The sequence below is a fragment of the Deinococcus sp. LM3 genome (assembly GCF_002017875.1).
GTDB lineage: Bacteria > Deinococcota > Deinococci > Deinococcales > Deinococcaceae > Deinococcus.
The window spans coordinates 1,237,925-1,257,500 of the sequence record NZ_MUFV01000001.1; the positions used below are offsets into that span (position 1 = coordinate 1,237,925).

Genomic DNA, 19,576 nt, shown 5'->3' on the forward strand with positions numbered 1-19,576 from the left:
TCACCACTTTGTTTTTCACTGTGGGCGCTAGAGTGTGGGGGTGACTTGGCTGAAGCCGGTGGATGTGGGTCGTGACGCGCAGTCGGCGTACGGTGAGTTCTTGCGGGATCTGGAGGCGCGGCTGGCGGATCCGGGAACGGACCGGTTCGTGCTGGCGCGTGAGGTGCTGGCCGAGGCGATGTATGGCCGCTCCTACGCGGCGCTGCTGGCGGACGCGCCGCTGGCGGCCCTGAATCTGGACGCGCGGAACGTGACGTTCGAGGCGGAGTACTACCTGGCGACGGATGCCGAGCAGTTCGGGCGGGTCAAGCCGCTGCTGTGGCTCTGGAAGAACCTGGACCTGACCCCACTGGGGCAGAATCCGGTGCTGGGGATTCCGGTGCGGCGGGTGCTGGCAGAACGGATCTTCCGGCGGGTGGGGCGGGATTTCAAGTGCTGGCAGAACGTGGAGTTCAGCGTGGGGTACAACATGGAGGTGGGGGACGACGTGGTCGTTCACCGGCATGTGCTGCTGGATGACATCGGCGGGATCGAGCTGCACGATAACGCCAGCATCAGTGATTACGTGAACGTGTACAGCCACACGCACAGCGTGCTGGACGGCCCGGACGTGACGTTGCGGCGCACGGTGATCGGGCGTGGGGCGCGCATCACGTACCATTCGACGGTGCTGGCGGGCAGCGTGGTGAGTGACGACGCGATGCTGGCGACGCACGCGTTGCTGCGCAGTGACATTCCGCCGCACGGGATCGCGATGGGCGTGCCGGCACGCACGACGCGCTTCAAGGTGCGGGAGCCGCAGGAGCTGCTGGTGGATTCGCGGTCGTTCGTGCGTGCGCCGGACCGCAAGGCGAACCCGGAGTTTCCGGAGCCCACGCCGAACCAGACGCGCGTGGCGGCCGACGGTGAGGGAGCGGGCCGCCGCGTGGTGACCGGGGAACGCTGAGCGGACGGCCATGAAGAGATGGCAGATGGCACGTAACGGCCACCTGCCATCTCTCTCTGGTTCTTACAGGGTGGTGTGTTCACCCGGCGTCAGGATGCGGATGTCCACGCCGCGCGCCTGCCCTTCGCGCTGGAACACGGCGGGGTCGCCGGTCAGGGGCGGGAAGGTGCCGTAGTGCATGGGGATGGCGACGCGGGGTCGCAGCAGGTCCAGGGTGCGGGCGGCCTCCTCGGGGCCCATGGTGTAGTGGTCGCCGATGGGCAGCAGGGCGGCGTCCAGGCCCCGGTCCCCGATCAGGGTCATGTCGCTGAAGAGGTTGGTGTCGCCGGCATGGTATACGCGCTGGCCGCCGAGTTCGACGATCAGGCCGGTGGGCATGCCGCCGTACGTGCCGTCCGGGAAGGAGCTGCTGTGCCAGGCGGGAGTTAGGGTGACGTTGCCCCAGTCGGCGCGGTAGGTGCCGCCGATGTTCATGCCGGTGGCGTGGGCCGCGCCGCGCTGCTGGGCGTAGGCGGCGATCTCGGCGGTAGCGATCAGGGGGGTGCCGGTGCGCGTGAATTCCAGGGTGTCGCCCCAGTGGTCGCCGTGCGCGTGGGTGATCAGGATGGCCGTGACGTTCCAGTTCAGGGCGTCTTGCAGGGTGACGGTCGCCTGCGGGTTGCCCTGGATGAACGGGTCGATCAGCAGGCGGGTGTCGCCGTGTTCGAGCAGGAAGGTGCTGTGGCCGATGAATTGAATGTTCATGGTGTCTCCTGTGGTGCCCTGTGGGCTGCGGGGGGTGTCGCCGCCCATGCTGCCAGGGTTGCGGCGGTGAAGTCTGGGGGCGCGCGAACGGTGAGGGGCAGGGGGAAGGCCGTATAGTGGGCGCGCACCGCTGCCCGTTTCCGCCCCGTTTCTTGAAAGGAGTGCCGTTCACGTCATGCCCACCCCCTTCGGTCAGGTGAATGTCCGGGACGTTCTGGACATCCTGCTGGTCACGTTCCTGGTGTACCAGGGGTACCTGCTGGTGGCCGGGACGCGGGCGGTGAACGTGGTGCGCGGCATTCTGGTGTTCGCGGGTGTGTGGGTGGCCGCGCAGGTGCTGAACCTGCCGACCCTGAGTTACCTGCTGGGCCGGGCGGGAACGGTGGGGATCTTCGCGCTGGTGGTGCTGTTCCAGCCGGAGTTGCGCGCGGCGCTGGAACGGGTGGGGCGGCCCCGCGCGCGGGACGTGGGCGCGAGCGGCGCGGCGCTGCAGGACCTGGCCCGCGCGATGGAACGCCTCGCGGAACGCAAGACGGGCGCGCTGATCGCCATCGAGCGGCGCACGCCGCTGGGCGAGTACGCGGGGACCGGGGTGTCGCTGGACGCGCTGGTCAGCGTGCCGTTCCTGGAGGCGCTGTTCGCACGCAACGCGCCGCTGCATGATGGGGGCGTGATTATTCAGGGTTCGCGGGTCATTGCGGCCGGGTGTCTGTTTCCGCTGCAGTCGAGTGACGGCACGTACCGGCGGTACGGCACGCGGCACCGCGCGGCGATCGGGCTGTCGGAACTGACGGACGCGGTGGTGCTGGTGGTCAGCGAGGAGCGCGGCAGCATGCGGATCGCGCTGGGTGGGCGGCTGGGACCGGACCTGAACGGCACGGAACTCCGTGAGCAGTTGCGGGCGCTGGTGTATGACCGGTCGGCGTTCACGCCGCCGCCCGCCGCGCCGGCCGAGAACGACCCGGAGGCCGCCGGGGACGCGGAGGGTGACGTGCCGGCCGGGAGGGCGCGGTGAGGGCCGGGAGTGCGTGGCTGGACGGGTGGCGGCGCTGGCTGGACCCGCGTTACACCTGGGGGCGGGCCACGCACAACCTGGGGCTGAAGCTGCTGGCGCTGGGCGTGTCGGTGACGTTGTGGTTCGTGGCGACCGGGGACCGGCGCGCGAATGTCGAGCAGGGGTTCGACGTGCCGGTCACGGTGAGGGACACGACCGGGAACGGGCAGGAGAAACGCGCGACGAGCAACCTCAGTCCGTCGTCGGTGCGGGTGACGTTGCGGGGCCGCCCGGAACGGCTGCGGGAACTGCAACCCGAGAACATCGAGGCGGTCGTGGACGTGACGGGCGTACCGGAGGGAAGTTTCACGCAGCCGGTCACGGTGACGGCCCCGACCGGGACCGAGGTGCAGCGGCAGTCGCCGGCGCGGGTGCAGGGTTTCGTGGATACGCAGGTGACGCGCACGCTGCCGGTCACGCTGAGCGTGGCGTCCCCGCCCGAGGCGAGCGTGCCGCGCTACGTGGTGCTGCCGGCCGAGGCGGGCGTGTCCGGGCCGGGGCAGGTGGTGTCCAGGGTCGCGCGGCTGGTGACCAGCCCGGCGGCGCTGGCGGCCGGGGCCGAGCGGGAGGTGCCGCTCGTGGCACTGGACGAGGCGGGCCTGCCGGTCGAGGGCGTGAAGGCCAATCCGTCCACGGTGACGGTACGCCGCCTGGATACCGGGGAGTTGCCGGTGAAGACGGTGCGGGTGGTGCTGAACGATCCCCCGGCGACGCTGCGGGTCACGTCGGTCAGCGTGCAGCCCAGCACGGTGCGGGTGGTGGCGGCCCCGGAGTTGCTGGGGCGGCTGCGGGAGGTGAGCGGCGCGGTCACGTACCGGGTCGGTACGTACACCGCGCCGGTCACGCTGGCGATTCCGGCGGGCGCGCAGACACTGGAGACCGTCAGTGTGCGCCTGACGGTCGAGCGGGTGAGCGCGGCCCCGGCGTCGCCCTGAGCGGTCCCTCCGGCCCGGCCCCGGCCGCTGACGTCCGCTCCTGGCCGCGCCCCCGTCAGGGCCGTCGCCTCCCGGCTGGCCCGGCTGTCACCGGGCCGGGCACGGCCGAAAGTGACCGGAGTGTCATCGCGCGTGGGGGGCGGCGGCGTATAGTCGGAGGCATGATGTGGGGAAGCGGCCACATGACCCTGTGATTGCCCAGCTCCTCGTACCCCGGCACCCGGTGGCCGAGTGGACTGGCTGGGAGGAACGCGTGCGGCTGATGGTCCGGCCCAGGCGTTACGAACACGTGTTGCGCGTGGCTGAACTGGCCGCGCAGATCGCCCTGGCCAACGGACTGGACGACATGCGCGCCTACGCGGCCGGGATTCTGCACGACATCGCCCGTGACCTGCCGGACGCCGAACTGCTGCGGCTCGCGCCGCCCGAGTGCGACATCGACGCCGGGCATCCGCTGGCGCTGCACGGGCGGGCCGCGCGGGTGCTGCTGGAACGCTGGGGGTATCAGGACCGGGTGGTGCTGGAGGCCGTGGAGGACCACACGACTGGCCCGCGCGGCGGGAATCCGGTGGCGGACTGCGTGTACATCGCGGACGTGTCCGAGCCGGGGAGGGGCGTAAACGCCGACATCCGCGAACTGGCGCTGCGGGACCTGAATGCGGCGCTGGAGCGCGCCATCGTCTCGAAGGTCACGTACCTGCAGGGGCGCGGTATTCAGGTGCATCCGCGCACCCTGCTGTCCTATCACGCGCTGCCGTGCGTGGCCCGGCAGGACCAGGGCGGGTCCGCTTCCCTCCTGACGGCCCCTCAGCCATGAGCGGCGGGGGTTCCGGGTCGGGGCGCGCGCCCCGCATCGCTGGCCTGCGCGCCCTGCAGGCGTTCGGTCTGACCCTGTCGTGCCTGTCCCTGGGGGGCTTCGCGCTGCTCAGCGGGGCGGGCCGCACGGTCGCGTCGACGGTCACGCCGGGCGCCGCGCCGCAGTTCACGGTGCTGATCGCCGGGCGGGACATCGTGTACTGCTACTACCGGCAGCCCTGCAAGGACCAGGATCAGCGGACCGGGCTGGTGCAGCCGCCGAACACCGACACGGTCATGCTGGTCAAGGTGGACGGGTCGAGCGTGCGGGTGCTGAACATCCCGCGCGACACGAACGTGGGGCCGTTCGACCGCTTCAGTTCCATCGCGGCGCAGAAGGTGAACAGCCAGTACCACTCGGGCGGCCCGGAGGCCCTCGCGCGGGCCGTGGAGACCATCACGGGCGAGCGGGTGGACTCGTATGTGGTGGTCCGCACCGATTACGTCGAGCGGGTCATCGACGCGCTGGGTGGCCTGAACGTCACGGTTCCCGAGGGCGGCATCGAGTGGATCGACAACGCGGCCGGCGTGAACCTGCAACTGCCGGCCGGCGCGCACCTGCTCAGGGGCAAGGAGGCGGTGCTGTTCCTGCGGGTCCGGAAGGGCTTCGGGGACGATTACGGCCGCATCGACCACCAGAAGCAGGCGCTGACGCAGCTCGCGGGCCGCCTGAAGTCCGCGCAGGGCCTCGCGGCGCTCCCCACCATCCTGGGCGGCATCGGGAACGGCGTGGAAACGAACGCCGACCCGAACACGCTGGTGACGCTGCGGCCCTTCCTGAGTCAGCTGAAACTGAGTTTCGCGACGCTGCCCACCGACGAGATTCCCGGCACCTTCAACCTCGCCGTGAACCGCGAGCGGCTCGCCGCGCTGTGGGGCGACACGCCCGCCCCGGCGGCCGACGCGCCGTCCGTGAAGGTGACGGTCGTGGACGCCAGCGGCGCGGGCCTGGGCGCCGGCCTGAGCCGGGCGCTGGGCGCGCTGGGTTACGCGGACGTGCAGGTCACGGTCGCCCCGCCCAGCCTGGAAGCCAGTCAGGTGTTCACGCAGCAGGACGTGGCGCAGGCGGGCGCGCTCGCGGACCTGCTGAACCTGCCGCGCCTGCAGGGCGAACGCTTCCCGGTCGCGCCGGGCGAGGTGGGCGTGCTGCTGGGCCGGGACGCGCAGGACACGCTGTCGCAACTCGCGGCGCTGGCCGGCGCGCCCGTCCCGCCGCCCGCCGCCCCCACCCCCGTCCCCCCCACCGGCAATTAAGGCGTTCCAGTCGCGTGCGCCGTCCCGGCACGTGAGCGGCGTCGCCTTGTGCGCCGCGCAGACCTGTACACTGACCTGTTGCTGCGCCGCCCGCCGCCCGTTCACTGCCGGTCCAGACCGGCCGCAATGAGGCCGGGGCCGCGCTCACCGCGCCGCGACCAGAGCCCCTGCGACCGGCGCCCCGGCCCCCCCCTGGCAGCGTCCGCTGCGCCCCCCACCCATCCCCGGAGTACCCATGACCCCAGACGCCCAGACCCTGACCCAACTGCAAGCCATCGTGGACGCCGCCCGTGAACGCCGCGCCGAGGACGTCACCGTGCTCGACCTGACCGACGTCAGCTCCACCCTGGAGTACTTCGTGATCTGCACCGCCACCGCCGGGTTGCAGCTGAACGCCGTGCAGGAGAACATCCGCGAGAAGGCCATGGCCGCCGGCCTGCCCCGTCCCAGCGTGGAAGGCCCCAGCGAACGCTGGCTGCTGCTGGCGTTCGGCGGCAGCGTGATCGTGCACATCATGACCAAGGACGCCCGCGAGTACTACGACCTCGAAGGCCTCTGGAGCGACGCGCGCGCCATGGACTTCCCGGACCTGCAGGAAAGCCCCAAAGCCTGATCCGGCGCGTAGCGGCCCGGCCTCACCCACGCGGTGCAGGCCGGGCCGCTGCATGTATGCCTGGATTCAGGCCGGTTCGGTCGGCAGGGCGGCGCGGATGCTGCCGGGCAGTTCGCGGGCCACGCGGTCCAGGGTGCGGCCGGCGGCGGCGCGGATCATCTTCTCGAAGGCCGCGCCGCCCCAGCCCTGCGCGTCGGGCGTGGCGAGGTGCGCGCGGAACTGGAAGGTGAAGTGCAGGTCCGTGCCCTCCGCGCGGGCCTGCCCGGCAACCTCTACCCAGGCGCGCTCGCCGCTCAGGGCCTGCGGGATCAGGTCCGCGCCGTCCGGCGTGAGGCTTAGGAGGCTGTGGAACGGCAGGTCGGCGTCCCCCAGGCCCGGCAGCGGCACGACCAGTTCGCCGCGCACGCCGCCCTCGTCGGCGCGCAGGTCCCGCAGGAACCGCAGGCGGCCCAGCGCGCGGGCGGGGTCACGCACGAACGCCAGCGCGTCGGCGGGCGGGCCGGGGTACGGCAGGGTGAAGGTCTGCGCGGCGTCGAAGATCACGCGGGGCTCCGGGGGGCCGTCACGGTCAGTCCACCCATTCGATCACGACGCGGTTCTCGGCCAGCGCGGCCTGCAACTCGGCGTCCCCGGCGCTGCGCAGGCGCGACAGGTGCGCGAAGCGGGGCGTGGCCGACGCGAAGCCCAGCCGGACGATCACGTCGTCGCTGGCCTCGTCCTTCCCGATGCGCCACACCAGCTGCCCGCCCAGCGCCTCCAGCTGACGCAGCAGGTCCGGCGTGACCGGCGGGCGGCCGTCTGCGTTCGGGTCGCCGGGCAGGTCAGGGGACAGGTCGGCATTCATGCGGGCATTGTACGCGGCGGGCCGGGGCGGGTAGAACAGGAACCATGACAGACATCAACGCCGATCCCGCTGCCGGCCTCAGCTGGCGCGCCCTGGAAACCCGCGTGGGCCTGGACAGCCTGCCTGCCTTTCACCGCGCGTTCCTGACGTGGCGCGGCATCGAGGGCGCCGACGACATGCCGCTGCGGCGCGTGCAGCAGCGCGTGGAGGCCGAACTGAACCGGCTGGTGCAGGCCGGGCAGGCGACCCGCAGCGGCGAGGACTGGTACCTGACCCCGGACGCCCTGAGCGGCTTCCCGCCGGCGCAGCCGTTCCTGACCTGAGGGGCAAGCCCGTATCCTGTGGGGATGACTGCTTCCCTTCTCCCCTGCCCCGCCCGCCCGGAGCCCGTATGAGCCTGCGCATTCTGGGCGGCAGCGCCAAGGGCCGCGCGCTGGAAGTACCGGACAGCGCCCGGCCCAGCGGCGCACGCATCCGCAAGAGCCTGTTCGACCTGCTGGCCGCGCGACTGCCGCACGGCACCTTCCTGGATATGCACGGCGGCAGCGGCGCCATCGGTCTGGAAGCCGCCAGCCGGGGGTACCGGGTGACGCTGATCGAGATGGACGGCCGCGCCGTGAAGGCCCTCGAGGCGAACGCCCGCGCGCTGGGCCTGCGCGCCCGCATCCTGAAGGGCGACGCGCAGAGCCTGATGCCGGCGCTGGGGCCGTTCGACATCGTGTTCAGCGACCCGCCGTACGACGTGGACATTCCCGCGCTGGCCGCGAACCTGCTCTCCCGGAACGTGGTGCGGCCCGGCGGCCTGCTGATCTGCCAGCACCCGGACCGCACGCGCCTGCCCGAGAAGGCCGGCTACACCCGCGAGGTCCGCGAGTACGGCAGCAACAGCCTGACCATCTACGAACGCGACGAACCCACCGACGAACCGACCGAAGAACCCACGGACGAGGCGGGCGGCCATGAAGGCGCGGCGGAAGTAGGGTAAGGTGACGGGGCTATGAACGCTGTCTTTCCCGGGTCGTTCGACCCCATCACCAGCGGGCACATGGACGTCCTGACGCGCGCCGCGAAGATCTTCGACCACGTGACCCTGACGGTCATGCACAACGCCCGCAAGCAGGGCCGCCACCTGTTCACGCTGGAGGAACGCATGGACATCCTGCGCGAGGCGACCACGCACCTCCCGAACGTCCGCGTGGACACCTTCGGGGGCCTGCTGGTGGACTACATGGCCCGCCAGGAGCCCGGCAGCGTGATCCTGCGCGGCCTGCGGGCGGTCAGCGACTACGAGTACGAGCTGCAGATCGCGCACCTGAACCGCCAGATCGGGGACGCCGAGACGGTGTTCATCATGGCCGCCACCCGCTGGAGTTTCGTGAGCAGCTCCATGGTCCGCGAGATCGCCAGTTACGGCGGTGACGTGAGCGAGATGGTCCCGCGTGCCAGTGCCGCCGCGCTGCGCCGCAAGCACGCCGACGTGTACGCCGAACGCGAGGCCGAGAAACAGGAGCAGAGGCAGGCGCAGCAGCAGGAACAGTCGGGCCGCTGACCACACAGGCAGGGGGCCGGACACCACTGGCGTGTCCGGCCCCCTCTTTCACCCCGTCGTTACTGCCCTGCGGCGGCTTTCAGGGCCCCGGCCTTGGGCGTCTGCTCCCAGGGGAACTCCGGGCGGCCGAAGTGGCCGTAGGCGGCGGTCTGCGCGTAGATGGGGCGTTGCAGGTCCAGTTCCGCGATGATCGACTGCGGGCGGGCGTCGAAGTGCGCGGCGATCAGCGCGGCCAGCTGCTCGTCGCTGACGGTGCCGGTGCCGTAGGTGTCCACGCGCAGGCTGACGGGTCCGGCGCGGCCGATGGCGTACGCGATCTCGACCAGCGCGCGGCGGGCCAGTCCGGCGGCCACGACGTTCTTGGCGATGAAGCGGGCGTAGTACGCCGCGCTGCGGTCGACCTTGGTGGGGTCCTTGCCGCTGAAGGCGCCGCCGCCGTGAGGGACGGCCCCGCCGTAGGTGTCCACGATGATCTTGCGGCCGGTCAGGCCGGTGTCGCCGTGCGGGCCGCCGATGACGAAGCGGCCCGACGGGTTGATGAAGTACTTGGTGTCGTCGGTCAGGTACTCGGCCGGGATCACGGCGCGGATGACGTGTTCGAGCATGTCGGCGCGGATCTGTTCCTGCGTGACGTCCTCGCTGTGCTGGGTGCTGATCACGACCGTGTCCACCAGGGTCTGGGTGGCCTCGTGGGGCTCGCCGTCGCGGACGACCGTGACCTGGGCCTTGGCGTCGGGACGCAGGTACGGCAACGTGCCGTCCTTGCGCAGTTCGGCCAGGCGGCGCGTCAGCTTGTGCGCGAGGCTGATGGGCAGCGGCATCAGTTCCGGGGTCTCGTCGGTGGCGTAACCGAACATCAGGCCCTGGTCGCCCGCACCGACCATGGAGTGCGCGTTGGCCGGGTCGGCGCGCTGCTCGGGGGTCATGGCGCGCCACTCCTCGCTGGTGTCCACGCCGGTGGCGATCTCGGGGCTCTGCTCGTGAATGCTGACCAGCACGGCGCTGTACTCGGCGTCGAAGCCGTAGTTGGCGCGGGTGTAACCGACCTGCTTGACGGCCTCGCGGACGGTCTTCTGCACGTCCACGTGGGCGGTCTCGGCGCGGACCTCGCCGGCCACGACGGCCATGCCGGTGGTCAGGAGGGTCTCGACGGCCACGCGGCTGGTCGGTTCCTGGCGCAGGAACTCGTCGAGGATGCTGTCCGAGATGAAGTCGGCGAGCTTGTCAGGGTGCCCTTCGGACACCGATTCCGAGGTGTAGTATTTCCGCATACTGGCTCCTTGCGTGCGGGGGGGCGTCTCACAGAACCGCCTGGAGAGGGATGTCGCTGCGGTCCCCGCACGGCGCGGCGCTGCCCGGGCCGGATCAACCGGGCGGGACAGGCCGTGTCGATCCGCAGCGTACCGCACCGCGCCGGGGGTGAAAAGGACGAAAGGGCAGGGTCTGGCCTGTCACGCCAGACGCCCGGAAGCTGACACGGGCCTGACCGGAGGGCTCAGAATGAGGTGAATGAGCCACGTCGTTGTCATCGAGGATGAGGGAACAGTGCGGGACGTCCTGCGCTTTCACCTGGAGCGGGCGGGGCTGCGGGTCACGGCCCTGGAGTCCACGGCGGGCGCGCTGGACGCCCTGAACGGCGCCGACGCCCTGGTGCTGGACTGGATGCTGCCGGGCGAGAGCGGGCTGGGCTTCCTGCGCCGCCTGCGGGGCGACGCGGAACTGCGCCGACTGCCGGTGCTGATGCTGACCGCCCGCGCCGCCGAGGCCGAGCGGGTCGAGGGCCTGGAATCCGGTGCGGACGACTACCTGACCAAGCCGTTCTCGGCGGCGGAACTGGTGGCGCGCGTGCGGGCGCTGCTGCGGCGCACGCAGCCGGAGGTGCCGCCCACCATGACGAACGGCCCGCTGACCGTGGATGTGGGGGCCGCCGAGGCCCGCGTGAGCGGCAGCCGCCTGAACCTGACCCGCCGGGAGTTCGACCTGCTGGCGTTCCTGACGCAGCACGTGGGCCGCGTGTACTCGCGCACGGAACTGCTCGACCGGGTGTGGGGCGCGGATTTCCTGGGCGGCGAGCGCACGGTGGATCAGCACGTGACGCAGCTGCGCGCCCACCTGGGAGATGATCCCAGCCGTCCCGGTTTCCTGGAGACGGTGCGCGGCAAGGGCTACCGCATGCGCCCCTGGACGGACGCACCGTGACGCCCCCCGCACCGGATGGCCTGCCGCCCGGCCCGGCGGCGCGCCTCACCCCGAACGCCACCCCGCCGGAGACGGCAGACCGCGCGCCGGACGACGCCTGGATGGACGCGCTGCCGCAGGCGGTGCTGCTGGCCCGCGCGGGACTGGTGACGCGCGTGAACGCCTCGGCCGCGCGGCTGTGGGGGGTGCCGCACGAGCGGGCGCTGGGCCGCCCTGTGCTGGAGGTCGTGCGGCGGCACACCCTGGAAACGCTGTTGGAACGCGGCGGTGAACTGGAACTGGAGGTCACGGGCCGCACCCTGCGCTGCGCGGCCACCCGCAGCGGTGAGCAGGGCGCGCTGATCGTGGAGGACGTCACCGAACACCGCCGCCGCGAGGCGGAACTGCGCGAGGCGACGGCGGTGCTGAGCCACGAGTTCCGCACGCCAGTCGCGGCGCTGCGCGGGGTGCTGGAGGCGCTGGAGTACGACATGCCGCGCGACCTGTCGCAGAACTTCGTGCGGCAGGGCCTGCAGGAGACCGAGCGGCTGGCGCGGCTGGTCGAGGACCTCGCGGTGGGGTTCCGGCCCACGCGGGCGCGGACGCTGCCGCTGGCCGAGGCGTTCACGCGCGCCGAGCGGCTGCTGAAAGCGGACCTGCACGCGCGCGGCGCGGCCCTCACGTTCGGCGCGGATCATCTGGTGCGCGCCGACCCCGACAAGCTGCTGCAGGTGCTGCTGAACCTGATCGAGAACGCCCTGAAGTACGGCCCGGCCGGCCAGCACGTCGAGGTGATCACGGCCGAGCGGGGCACCTGGGTGGAAGTCAGCGTGCTCGACCGGGGCACCCCGATTCCCGATACCGAGAACCTGTTCCGGGCGCACACGCGGGGCCGAGCGGCGACCGGGCAGGGCAGCGGCATGGGCCTGTACATCGTCCGGAGCATCGTGCAGGGCTGGGGCGGGCAGGCGTGGGCCGAGCGGCGCGGCGACGCGAACGCCTTCTGCTTCACGCTGCCCGGTGTGGGAGGCCTGGGCCTGTAACGTCGCCCCGTTCCGACCTCCCTGCCCCTGCCCGGTCGCCGCGCGGGGCCGTTTCCCGCCTGCGGCGTGCCCGCCGCCGGCCTCGACACTGACCACCCACACTGACCACCCTCTGACACGCTGCCCCCTGCGGGGTGGTACGTTCATGAACAGGAGTTCCCATGCGTGAAGCCCTTGAAAACGATCTACGTGCCGTCCTGAACGGCGCCCTGAACATGCTCGGCACGGTCGAGCGGATGCTGCCCGTGGCGGCCGACGTGCTGCTGCGTGAGAACGTGGACCGCCTGCCGGAAGTCAAGGCCCTGGACCTCGAGGTGGACGCGCAGGAGGCGCAGATCGAGGCCGAGTGCCTGCGGATCATCGCGCTGCACCAGCCGGTCGCGCGGGACCTGCGGATGGTCGCGCTGATCCTCAAGAGCCTCAGCGACATCGAGCGCATGGGCGATTACGTGGTGCATGTCGCCGAGGACGGCGCGGAACTCGCGCAGGCCCCGGCACTCAAGCGCTACGTGAACCTCGCGCGGATGCTCGAGCGGCTGGGCGAGATGAGCGAGAACCTGCGCACCGCCATCGCCGACCGCGACGTGACGCGCGCCGAGGCGACTGTGCAGATGGACGACGAGGTCGACGACCTGTACGAGCAGATCCAGCGCGAACTGGTCACGTACATGCTCGAGGATCCCCGCAACATCAGCAAGGCGCTGATGCTGATGCGGGTGGGCCGCAGCCTGGAACGCGTGGGCGACCACATGGAGAACATCGCCGAGCGCGTGCGTTACTGGGTGACCGGACAGCGCGAGGGCTGACGCCGGGCGCAGGTGGGCCGCCCCTTCCGGGAACGGGGGGGCGGTGTTTCATGGAGCGGCCTGCCTGGGGAGCCGCGTGGCGGGAATCCTGGGCCTTATCCTGTGGGGCGTGAATGCGTTGAAGTCCGGGCCGACCGTGCTGGTGATCGTGGGTGGCAGCATGGCGGCGGTGAAGGCCCCGTCGGTGCTGCGGCGGCTGCGCGAGCGGGGAGCGGCGGTGCAGGTGATCGCCACGCGCGCGGCGCTGGCGTTCATCACGGAACTCAGCCTGAGTACGGCGGCAGACGGGCCGGTCGGGACCGATGAGCACTGGTTCGAGGCCCGGCCCGACGCGCTGCACCTGACGCACGCGCGGGCGGACGTGGCGGTGGTGGTGGGTGCGTCGGCGGAGTTGCTGGCGGGCGCGGCGCACGGACACGCGAACGAGCTGGCGCTGGCGACACTGCTGAGCGTGCGTGGGCCGGTGCTGTGGGTGCCCGCCATGAACGAACTGATGTGGATGCACCCGGCGGTGCAGGCGAACGCGGCGACCCTGCGCGGCTGGGGGCACGCGTTCCTGGGGCCGGAGGTCGGGGCCTTCGGGACGCGCGGCGAGGGCAGCGGCGTGGGCCGCATGAGTGAGCCGGGCGACATCGCGGACGCGGCGCTGGCCCTGCTCTCCCCCACCGCCCCGGTGCGGGATCTGGCGGGCGTGCGGGTGGTCGTGTCGGCCGGCCCGACCCGCGAGTACCTGGACCCGGTGCGGTTCATCAGCAACCCGTCGAGCGGGAAGATGGGCTTCGCGGTGGCCGAGGAGGCGCGCGACCGGGGGGCGGACGTGACGCTGGTGACCGGCCCGGTGAACCTGCCGGACCCGGCGGGCATGCGGGTCGTGCGGATCGAGTCGGCGCTGGAACTGCGGGACGCGGTGGTGGAGGCCGCGCGCGCGGCGGGCATCGTGGTGATGACGGCAGCGGTCGCGGACTACCGCGCGGCCACCCAGAGCGGCGAGAAGCAGGCGAAGGTGGCGGGCGACGTGACCGTTCACCTGACACCGAACCCGGACATCCTGGCGCAACTGGGCCAGGAGAAGGGCGACCGGGTGCTGGTGGGCTTTGCCATGGAGACGCACGCGGGCGTGGAACGCGCGGCCCTGAAGGCGCAGCGCAAGAACGCGGATTTCATCCTGCTGAACTACCCGACGCGCGAGGGCACGGCGTTCGGCGGGGATGACAATCAGGTGACGCTGGTGCGCCCGGACGGCTCGCATGAGGACTGGCCGCGCGTCAGCAAGCGCGAGGTGGCGCGGCGGCTGCTGGATGAGGCGGCGCGGCGCCTGCCGGGTCGGACGGGCGCACCAGCGACTGCCCCTATCACCCCGCCCATTGAATAATTCACTGAATATGCATACCATGGGAGGAATGCCGGGACCGCTCAGCAAGGAACAGCGTCAGAAACGCATTCAGGACATCATCGCCCGCGAGAGCGTCAGCACCCAGGGAGAACTCGTCGAGCGCCTCCAGGCGGACGGCATTCGCGTCACGCAGGCGACCGTCAGCCGCGACATCAACGAACTGCGCCTCGTGCGCCTCCCGGTCGGCAAGGGCCGCCACCGCTACGCCCTGGCCCAGACGACCGGGCATGTCGGCGCGCAGGAGGAACTCGCCCGCCTCTTCCAGAACTTCGTGCACGACGTGGACCGCGGCGAGAACATGCTGGTCATCCGCACCGCCGAGGGACACGCCAGCGGCGTCGCACTGCTGCTCGACCGGGTCCGCCGCGACGACATCGTCGGCACCATCGCCGGCGAGGACACCATCTTCGTCGTGGCCCGCACCACCGCCGAGGCCGAAATCATCATGGAGGAATTCCACGCCCTGATGCTGGGATAACAGCGGATGATGGTTGAAAGTTGATGGTTGATAGAAGGGGGTGCCCCTCTATCAACCATCGACCGTTCACCATCACCTCCCGGTCACGGGACGTCTTCCTCGTCGAGGACCGGCACGTTGCCCACCGGGAGGTCCACGAAGGCGGTGGTGCCTCGCCCGACCTCGCTTTCCAGCCAGATGCGGCCGCCGTGCGCGTCGACGATGCCGCGCGCGATGCTCAGGCCCAGGCCCGCGCCGCCCTGGTCGCGGCTGCGGCTGTCCTCCAGGCGATAGAAGCGGTCGAACAGGCGTTCGAGCTGTCCCTGCGGGATGCCCGGCCCGTCGTCCTGCACGCTCAGGCGTACGGTGGGGATGCCGGTGGCGGGGCGGTCCACGGGGCGGCTGTCGAGCGTGACGGTCTGCGCGCCGGCCTTCAGGGCGTTGCTGACGAGATTGATGATCACCTGCTTCAGGCGGTCCGGGTCGCCCTCGAAGGTCACGTCCTGCCCGGTGGTGTTCAGGGTGGTGTGCTGCGCCTGCGCCAGCGGCGCGAGTTCGCGGGTGATCTCGGTCAGGAACAGCGGCGCGAAGATCGGTTCGCGCGTCAGGACCAGCGCGCCGCTGTCGCTGCGGGCCAGTTGCAGCAGGCTGGCGATCAGGTTCGTCAGGCGTTCGGATTCGCTCTGGATGATCCGCAGGCTCTCGCGTTGCTGCTCGTTGGGGTTGGTGCGGCGCAGCAGGTACCCGGCGTGCCCGCTGATGGCCGTGACCGGCGTGCGCAGCTCGTGGCTGGCGTCGCTGGTGAAGCGGCGCTGCGCGTCGAAACTGTCCTCCAGGCGGCCCAGCATGGCGTTCAGCGCTGTGGCGAGCGACTCGACCTCGTCGCCGGTCTGCGGGACTGGCACGCGCTCGGTCAGGGTCTGCCCGCCGATGCGTTCGGCGGCCCGCTGCACGCGGCGCAGCGGTTGCAGCGCCTGCCCGGCCAGCACGTACGCACCGCTGCCGGCCGTCAGCAGGCCCACCACGAACAGCAGCAGGATCACGTTCCGCAGTTTCAGGAGGGTGTCCTCCACGGTCGTCAGGGACCGCGCGACGTACACGATGCTCAGGCCGTCGCTGGTGCCCAGCAGGCTGCCGGGCACCTCCTGACCCGGCAGGCCCTGCGACAGCGGCGTCAGGACGACCATCAGGCGCATCATGGTCGGGGCGGGCCGGTAGGGTTCCTGCACCGGGTGGTTCAGGAACAGCTGCCCGCCACTGGAACGGATCAGCGCCGCGAGTTCCGCCTCGGACAGCGCGATGGGCTTCTCGGTGTCGACGCCCAGCGAGCGGCGAGACGCGTCCCGCAGGGCGCGGAGTGTGCCGAACAGCGCCTCGCGGTCCTCGGGGGTGCGGGCGCGTTCCAGCGAGTCCAGCAGCGTCTGCCGGTCGTACACGTCGATCTGTTCGAGCGCCAGACTGGAGTTCGGGAACTGGTAGCGGGCCAGCATCAGGGCGTCCGGCACCTGATCCGGCTCGTTGCGGTTGGCGTCCAGCGGCAACGACAGCTGATCGGACACGCGGGTGCTCTGCACGTAACTGGTGAACTGCGTGTACGTGCCGCGCAGGTCGTTGTCCAGACCGGCGATCAGGCTGCTGCGCATCAGGTACAGCGTGGTCACGCCCACGGTGGTCAGCAGCAGCGCCAGCAGCGCCGTGTAGAACAGCGTGAGTCGCCAGCGGAGCGTCATGCGTCCCTGCTGGGGCGGGTGGGGGCGGGCAGGGCGGGCATGTGCGGCAGTCTACCGGGCCGCCTCATGAGTCACCCTCACCCGGCCATGAGGAACGCGGGGGATGCAGAGCGGCCGCAGACCACGCGCCCCACCGGTCGGGACGGGCTGGTCTGCGGCCGCGGGTGCCTGGGTTACTCCTCGCGCAGCACGTAGCCGACGCCGCGCACGGTGTGAATCAGACGGCGCTCGCCGCCCTCTTCCAGCTTGCGGCGCAGGTAGCCGATGTACACGTCCACGACGTTGCTGCCGCCGGTGTACTCGGGCCAGACCTTCTCCTCGATCTCGAAGCGGGAGAAGACCTTGCCGGGGTTGCGGGCCAGCAGTTCCAGCAGCTCGAACTCCTTGGCGGACAGTTCCACGCGGCGCCCACCCCGGAAGATCTCGCGGCCGTCGAGGTTCATGACCAGATCGGCCACGCGGACCTCGCCGGTCACGGCCGGGTTCACGCGGCGCAGGTGGGCGCGCACGCGGGCCAGCAGTTCCTCAATGGAGAACGGTTTGATCAGGTAGTCGTCGGCGCCGCTGTCCAGGCCCTCGACCTTGTCCTGAATGCCGTCCTTGGCCGTCAGGATGATGATCGGGGTGTTGCTGGTCTTGCGGATGCGCCGGGCGACCTCCAGGCCGTCGAGGACCGGAAGCATCAGGTCGAGGATGACGAGGTCGGGGTTGACTTCACGGAATTTGGAGAGCCCGGTGACGCCGTCGAAGGCGACTTCGGTGGCGTACCCCTCGGCGGCGAGTTCGAGTTCAATGAATCGAGCGATGTCTTTCTCATCCTCGATGACAAGTACCAGGGGCTTACGTTCCATACGGCCAGTCTATGGACCGTTCTCATGAGAAGAGGGCCGGGGTGCTTAATCAGCTTTCATCCGCGGCGCGCGGACCGGGCGCCGGCAGGGGCCGCAGCAGGTGAGCGCGGCAGTTGTCACCGAAGCCCCGCAGGTGCAGCGGCTGGTAGGGCCGGGTCGGCAGTTCCCGGGCGTACCCGAGCACCGAGTCGCACAGCAGCGTCTGGCCGGGCTCGGCGGCCCCGCACAGGCGCGTGGCGTAGTTGACCGGCAGGCCGTAGGCGCTGTTCTGGCCGCCCACGACGCCCATGATCACCTCGCCGCCGGACACACCGGCCCGCAGACGCAGCCGCTGTCCCAGCTGGGCAGCCAGGGTCAGGCGGGCGGCGCGGTCGTGGGCCTCGGCCGCCGCGACGCAGGCGGCGCTGGCCTGCTCCAGCGGCCACCACGCGAGCACGGCGTCCCCCTGATGCTGAAGCACCTGACCGCCGCGCGCCTCGAGGCTCAGGATCATGACCTGCACGAATTCCTGCATGAGTGTCTGGTAATTGCGCAGCGGAAGCGCTGTGGCCATGGCTGTGCTGCCGACCAGGTCGACCATCACCAGGCACGCCAGGGTGCTGTCGTGGGCACCGGGAAGGGGAAGCAGAAGATCAGCCATAACAGTTGCCTTCATCATGCCTGAAGGTGGGGGGACCTGCCAGGGGTGAATCCTGCGACGTCAAACGGTCCTGCGCCCCTCACACACCGAAATCGTAACTGTCATGGTTACACCGGGCGATCAGATGTGAAAAACCGAAAAAACCGCGCCAGGAGGTCAATACCACCTGCGCCTCACACCCACCCGGCCGGGCCGTCCGGTCAGATCAGGAAGCCGTGCAGCGGCGGCAGGGTCCGGAAGGCCAGCCAGTCCCCCGGACGCACTCCGGGTAAAGCCTCGAAGGAGCCCAGGACCAGCGGCATCCGGGCCTGCACGATCACGGCCGCGCCCCGCACGGCCAGCACCTCGCCCTGCCCTTCCACGCCCGACACGCCCAGCACCGTCAGCACCTGCGCCGCCGGTCCCGGCAGAAGGCGCGTGAAGGCCGGGTCCAGCACCCCATGCACCACGACCCGCGCCTCGCCCGGCACCGCCGCGTACGGGCCGGAACGGTCGAACAGGTACAGCACCCGCCCGCCCGAAGCGAACTCCAGCAGCGGACTGCCCTCCCGCTGCGGGTACAGCACGCCGGACGCCGCGAACTCCTCGAAGCGCCCGGCAAACTCCCGTTCGGACGTTTCCAGCGTCAACGCGGCACTCCGGGGCACAGATTCCATATGGCGGCGAGTCTACCGCATCCGCCCCGGCCGGCAGGGTTCCGGGGATTTCCGGCCGGTCAGGTCGGGCCGGGCTCTCCCGCTTCATACGGATTCCGTTTGTTTCGCTGACAATCCGGAACTTCACCGGATTGCCAGCTCCACGTCCGGAACCCGTTTCTCTCCCACTCGCATCCGCTCGGATTGAACGGTCTTTGCAGCCCATTCAATCGGAGTCCGTATCAGACCAGTCGGGGTCCAGCCCGTCCAGGTCCAACCAGTCCAGGTCCGGGCGACCCAGGCCGCCGGGCGGGCACGTCCGGTCCAGAATCGCGTCGGCGCGTTCCAGGGCGAAGGTGCCTTCCACCTCGCGCTGCACGTGAATGAAGGCCAGTCCCAGCAGGCGTTCCAGCACCGCCCAGGCCAGCGTGCCCGGCGGGTGCGTGTCGCGGGCGCGTTGCAGCAGCGTGGCGGTCAGGCGGTCGTCCCCGTCCGCGAAGGCCCGCGCGGCGGCCGGCGGGACCAGCGCCCGCAGGTCCGTCAGGTCAGGGTGCGCCACGTCACGTCCGCGATCACGCCGGCCAGCATGGTCAGCGCCAGCCACATGTTCGCGTCGAAGAACGCCACGTTCACCCGCGCCAGGTCGTCCGGGTTCACGATGCGGTGCTCGAACAGCAGGATGCCGCCCATCACCAGCGCCGCGAGGTAGTACCAGAAGCTCGCGCCGGTCAGGACACCCACCAGCAGCAGCAGCGCGAAGGTCAGGGCGTGACTGGCCGCCGCGATCCGCAGCGCCCGCGCGATCCCGAAACGGGCCGGGATACTCCGGATGCCGTTCGCCACGTCGAAGTCACGGTCCATGGTGGCGTAGATGACGTCCAGGCCGATCATCCAGAAGATCACCACCGCCCACAGCGCCCAGGCGCCCGGCGCGAACTCGCCGGTCACGGCGATCCACCCGCCGGCTGCCGCCGCGCCGTCCGTCACGCCCAGCCACGCGTGACACAGCCACGTGAACCGCTTGGTGTACGGGTAGCCGATCAGGAACA

The 19,576-nt window shown here is 70.8% G+C and carries 24 protein-coding genes (1 of these 24 only partly in view); 14 read left to right on the forward strand and 10 right to left on the reverse strand.

Annotated elements, in window-relative coordinates:
• The first annotated feature begins 40 nt into the window (after nt 1-40).
• A complete protein-coding gene (locus BXU09_RS05760; protein ID WP_078301131.1) occupies nt 41-946 on the forward strand; it encodes an acyltransferase in 906 nt (301 codons plus the stop codon).
• A 63-nt stretch (nt 947-1,009) separates the two neighbouring features.
• Here the strand turns inward: BXU09_RS05760 and BXU09_RS05765 are convergent, their stop codons facing one another.
• Nucleotides 1,010-1,690 (reverse strand): metal-dependent hydrolase, encoded by a 681-nt coding sequence (locus BXU09_RS05765; protein ID WP_078301132.1) that lies wholly within the window; start codon nt 1,688-1,690, stop codon nt 1,010-1,012.
• Between the two features lie 175 nt (nt 1,691-1,865).
• Here BXU09_RS05765 and cdaA point away from each other — a divergent pair, with 175 nt between their 5' ends.
• The 5 genes from cdaA to rsfS all read left to right on the forward strand — a co-directional run bounded on the left by cdaA (nt 1,866) and on the right by rsfS (nt 6,401).
• Nucleotides 1,866-2,705: a diadenylate cyclase CdaA gene (gene cdaA, locus BXU09_RS05770; RefSeq protein WP_078301133.1), complete on the forward strand. Its 840-nt coding sequence runs from the start codon at nt 1,866-1,868 to the stop codon at nt 2,703-2,705.
• On the forward strand, nt 2,702-3,679 hold the full coding sequence (locus tag BXU09_RS05775) for a CdaR family protein (protein WP_078301135.1): 978 nt from the start codon (nt 2,702-2,704) through the stop codon (nt 3,677-3,679). The genes cdaA and BXU09_RS05775 overlap by 4 nt, the downstream gene beginning before the upstream one ends.
• A 190-nt stretch (nt 3,680-3,869) precedes the next feature.
• Nucleotides 3,870-4,496, forward strand: a complete 627-nt coding sequence (yqeK, locus tag BXU09_RS05780; protein ID WP_078301137.1) for a bis(5'-nucleosyl)-tetraphosphatase (symmetrical) YqeK — start codon at nt 3,870-3,872, stop codon at nt 4,494-4,496.
• Nucleotides 4,493-5,788 carry an LCP family protein gene (locus tag BXU09_RS05785; protein WP_078301139.1) on the forward strand — a complete coding sequence of 432 codons (1,296 nt, stop codon included), beginning with the start codon at nt 4,493-4,495 and terminating at the stop codon, nt 5,786-5,788. Before yqeK ends, BXU09_RS05785 begins: the two co-directional genes overlap by 4 nt.
• Nucleotides 5,789-6,023: 235 nt before the next feature.
• Complete coding sequence (gene rsfS / locus BXU09_RS05790; protein WP_078301141.1) at nt 6,024-6,401, forward strand: ribosome silencing factor; 378 nt, start codon at nt 6,024-6,026, stop codon at nt 6,399-6,401.
• A 66-nt stretch (nt 6,402-6,467) separates the two neighbouring features.
• Here rsfS and BXU09_RS05795 read toward each other — a convergent pair whose 3' ends face one another.
• Both BXU09_RS05795 and BXU09_RS05800 read right to left on the reverse strand, forming a co-directional pair.
• Nucleotides 6,468-6,944 carry a DUF3809 domain-containing protein gene (locus tag BXU09_RS05795; protein WP_078301142.1) on the reverse strand — a complete coding sequence of 159 codons (477 nt, stop codon included), beginning with the start codon at nt 6,942-6,944 and terminating at the stop codon, nt 6,468-6,470.
• A 25-nt stretch (nt 6,945-6,969) separates the two neighbouring features.
• On the reverse strand, nt 6,970-7,245 hold the full coding sequence (locus tag BXU09_RS05800; RefSeq protein ID WP_078301144.1) for a DUF3248 domain-containing protein: 276 nt from the start codon (nt 7,243-7,245) through the stop codon (nt 6,970-6,972).
• A gap of 44 nt (nt 7,246-7,289) precedes the next feature.
• Between BXU09_RS05800 and BXU09_RS05805 the strand changes: the two genes are divergently transcribed.
• The 3 genes from BXU09_RS05805 to coaD all read left to right on the forward strand — a co-directional run bounded on the left by BXU09_RS05805 (nt 7,290) and on the right by coaD (nt 8,794).
• Entirely contained in the window at nt 7,290-7,568 is a 279-nt protein-coding gene (locus BXU09_RS05805; protein ID WP_078301145.1) for a hypothetical protein, read from the forward strand.
• A 68-nt stretch (nt 7,569-7,636) separates the two neighbouring features.
• Nucleotides 7,637-8,230 carry an RsmD family RNA methyltransferase gene (locus BXU09_RS05810; RefSeq protein ID WP_078301147.1) on the forward strand — a complete coding sequence of 198 codons (594 nt, stop codon included), beginning with the start codon at nt 7,637-7,639 and terminating at the stop codon, nt 8,228-8,230.
• 12 nt (nt 8,231-8,242) lie between these two features.
• Nucleotides 8,243-8,794 (forward strand): pantetheine-phosphate adenylyltransferase, encoded by a 552-nt coding sequence (gene coaD / locus BXU09_RS05815; protein ID WP_078301149.1) that lies wholly within the window; start codon nt 8,243-8,245, stop codon nt 8,792-8,794.
• Between the two features lie 59 nt (nt 8,795-8,853).
• On the opposite strand, the gene metK is transcribed toward coaD, so the two are convergent.
• On the reverse strand, nt 8,854-10,065 hold the full coding sequence (gene metK, locus BXU09_RS05820) for a methionine adenosyltransferase (protein ID WP_078301150.1): 1,212 nt from the start codon (nt 10,063-10,065) through the stop codon (nt 8,854-8,856).
• Between the two features lie 238 nt (nt 10,066-10,303).
• Here metK and BXU09_RS05825 point away from each other — a divergent pair, with 238 nt between their 5' ends.
• The 5 genes from BXU09_RS05825 (at nt 10,304) to argR (ending at nt 14,692) form a co-directional block, all read left to right on the forward strand.
• On the forward strand, nt 10,304-10,993 hold the full coding sequence (locus BXU09_RS05825; protein WP_078301152.1) for a response regulator transcription factor: 690 nt from the start codon (nt 10,304-10,306) through the stop codon (nt 10,991-10,993).
• Between the two features lie 101 nt (nt 10,994-11,094).
• Nucleotides 11,095-12,015, forward strand: coding sequence for an ATP-binding protein (locus BXU09_RS05830; RefSeq protein ID WP_078304789.1), 921 nt, complete (start codon nt 11,095-11,097; stop codon nt 12,013-12,015).
• 161 nt (nt 12,016-12,176) lie between these two features.
• Nucleotides 12,177-12,821, forward strand: a complete 645-nt coding sequence (gene phoU / locus BXU09_RS05835) for a phosphate signaling complex protein PhoU (protein ID WP_055363786.1) — start codon at nt 12,177-12,179, stop codon at nt 12,819-12,821.
• Nucleotides 12,822-12,930: 109 nt separating this feature from the next.
• On the forward strand, nt 12,931-14,193 hold the full coding sequence (coaBC, locus tag BXU09_RS05840) for a bifunctional phosphopantothenoylcysteine decarboxylase/phosphopantothenate--cysteine ligase CoaBC (RefSeq protein ID WP_276205832.1): 1,263 nt from the start codon (nt 12,931-12,933) through the stop codon (nt 14,191-14,193).
• A gap of 28 nt (nt 14,194-14,221) precedes the next feature.
• Nucleotides 14,222-14,692: an arginine repressor gene (gene argR, locus BXU09_RS05845; protein WP_055362102.1), complete on the forward strand. Its 471-nt coding sequence runs from the start codon at nt 14,222-14,224 to the stop codon at nt 14,690-14,692.
• 83 nt (nt 14,693-14,775) lie between these two features.
• On the opposite strand, the gene BXU09_RS05850 is transcribed toward argR, so the two are convergent.
• The 6 genes from BXU09_RS05850 to mqnP form a co-directional block, all read right to left on the reverse strand.
• Entirely contained in the window at nt 14,776-16,401 is a 1,626-nt protein-coding gene (locus BXU09_RS05850) for a HAMP domain-containing sensor histidine kinase (RefSeq protein WP_078301153.1), read from the reverse strand.
• Nucleotides 16,402-16,574: 173 nt separating this feature from the next.
• Nucleotides 16,575-17,252 carry a response regulator transcription factor gene (locus BXU09_RS05855; protein WP_010887388.1) on the reverse strand — a complete coding sequence of 226 codons (678 nt, stop codon included), beginning with the start codon at nt 17,250-17,252 and terminating at the stop codon, nt 16,575-16,577.
• A gap of 49 nt (nt 17,253-17,301) precedes the next feature.
• Nucleotides 17,302-17,892, reverse strand: coding sequence for an adenylate/guanylate cyclase domain-containing protein (locus tag BXU09_RS05860; protein WP_078301155.1), 591 nt, complete (start codon nt 17,890-17,892; stop codon nt 17,302-17,304).
• Nucleotides 17,893-18,092: 200 nt separating this feature from the next.
• The gene (locus BXU09_RS05865; protein ID WP_055362103.1) at nt 18,093-18,548 is read right to left on the reverse strand and encodes a hypothetical protein; all 456 of its coding nucleotides are present in this window, start codon (nt 18,546-18,548) and stop codon (nt 18,093-18,095) included.
• 205 nt (nt 18,549-18,753) lie between these two features.
• On the reverse strand, nt 18,754-19,086 hold the full coding sequence (locus tag BXU09_RS05870) for a hypothetical protein (protein ID WP_078301158.1): 333 nt from the start codon (nt 19,084-19,086) through the stop codon (nt 18,754-18,756).
• Nucleotides 19,068-19,576 carry the 3' portion of a menaquinone biosynthesis prenyltransferase MqnP gene (gene mqnP / locus BXU09_RS05875; RefSeq protein WP_230273048.1) on the reverse strand. It continues 358 nt past the right edge of the window, so the window shows 509 of its 867 coding nt (coding positions 359-867); the start codon falls outside the window, past its right edge — the gene reads right to left on this strand; it ends in the stop codon at nt 19,068-19,070. The genes BXU09_RS05870 and mqnP overlap by 19 nt, the downstream gene beginning before the upstream one ends.

Bases quoted from the DNA above. Each gene is read 5' to 3' on its own strand.
- BXU09_RS05765 (WP_078301132.1), bottom strand. From the start codon at position 1,690: ATGAACATTCAATTCATCGGCCACAGCACCTTCCTGCTCGAACACGGC.
- BXU09_RS05865 (WP_055362103.1), bottom strand. From the start codon at position 18,548: ATGGAATCTGTGCCCCGGAGTGCCGCGTTGACGCTGGAAACGTCCGAA.
- BXU09_RS05810 (WP_078301147.1), top strand. From the start codon at position 7,637: ATGAGCCTGCGCATTCTGGGCGGCAGCGCCAAGGGCCGCGCGCTGGAA.
- BXU09_RS05825 (WP_078301152.1), top strand. From the start codon at position 10,304: ATGAGCCACGTCGTTGTCATCGAGGATGAGGGAACAGTGCGGGACGTC.
- cdaA (WP_078301133.1), top strand. From the start codon at position 1,866: ATGCCCACCCCCTTCGGTCAGGTGAATGTCCGGGACGTTCTGGACATC.
- metK (WP_078301150.1), bottom strand. From the start codon at position 10,065: ATGCGGAAATACTACACCTCGGAATCGGTGTCCGAAGGGCACCCTGAC.
- BXU09_RS05800 (WP_078301144.1), bottom strand. From the start codon at position 7,245: ATGAATGCCGACCTGTCCCCTGACCTGCCCGGCGACCCGAACGCAGAC.
- BXU09_RS05860 (WP_078301155.1), bottom strand. From the start codon at position 17,892: ATGGCTGATCTTCTGCTTCCCCTTCCCGGTGCCCACGACAGCACCCTG.
- argR (WP_055362102.1), top strand. From the start codon at position 14,222: ATGCCGGGACCGCTCAGCAAGGAACAGCGTCAGAAACGCATTCAGGAC.
- BXU09_RS05850 (WP_078301153.1), bottom strand. From the start codon at position 16,401: ATGACGCTCCGCTGGCGACTCACGCTGTTCTACACGGCGCTGCTGGCG.
- BXU09_RS05855 (WP_010887388.1), bottom strand. From the start codon at position 17,252: ATGGAACGTAAGCCCCTGGTACTTGTCATCGAGGATGAGAAAGACATC.
- coaD (WP_078301149.1), top strand. From the start codon at position 8,243: ATGAACGCTGTCTTTCCCGGGTCGTTCGACCCCATCACCAGCGGGCAC.
- rsfS (WP_078301141.1), top strand. From the start codon at position 6,024: ATGACCCCAGACGCCCAGACCCTGACCCAACTGCAAGCCATCGTGGAC.
- BXU09_RS05830 (WP_078304789.1), top strand. From the start codon at position 11,095: ATGGACGCGCTGCCGCAGGCGGTGCTGCTGGCCCGCGCGGGACTGGTG.
- phoU (WP_055363786.1), top strand. From the start codon at position 12,177: ATGCGTGAAGCCCTTGAAAACGATCTACGTGCCGTCCTGAACGGCGCC.
- BXU09_RS05785 (WP_078301139.1), top strand. From the start codon at position 4,493: ATGAGCGGCGGGGGTTCCGGGTCGGGGCGCGCGCCCCGCATCGCTGGC.
- BXU09_RS05805 (WP_078301145.1), top strand. From the start codon at position 7,290: ATGACAGACATCAACGCCGATCCCGCTGCCGGCCTCAGCTGGCGCGCC.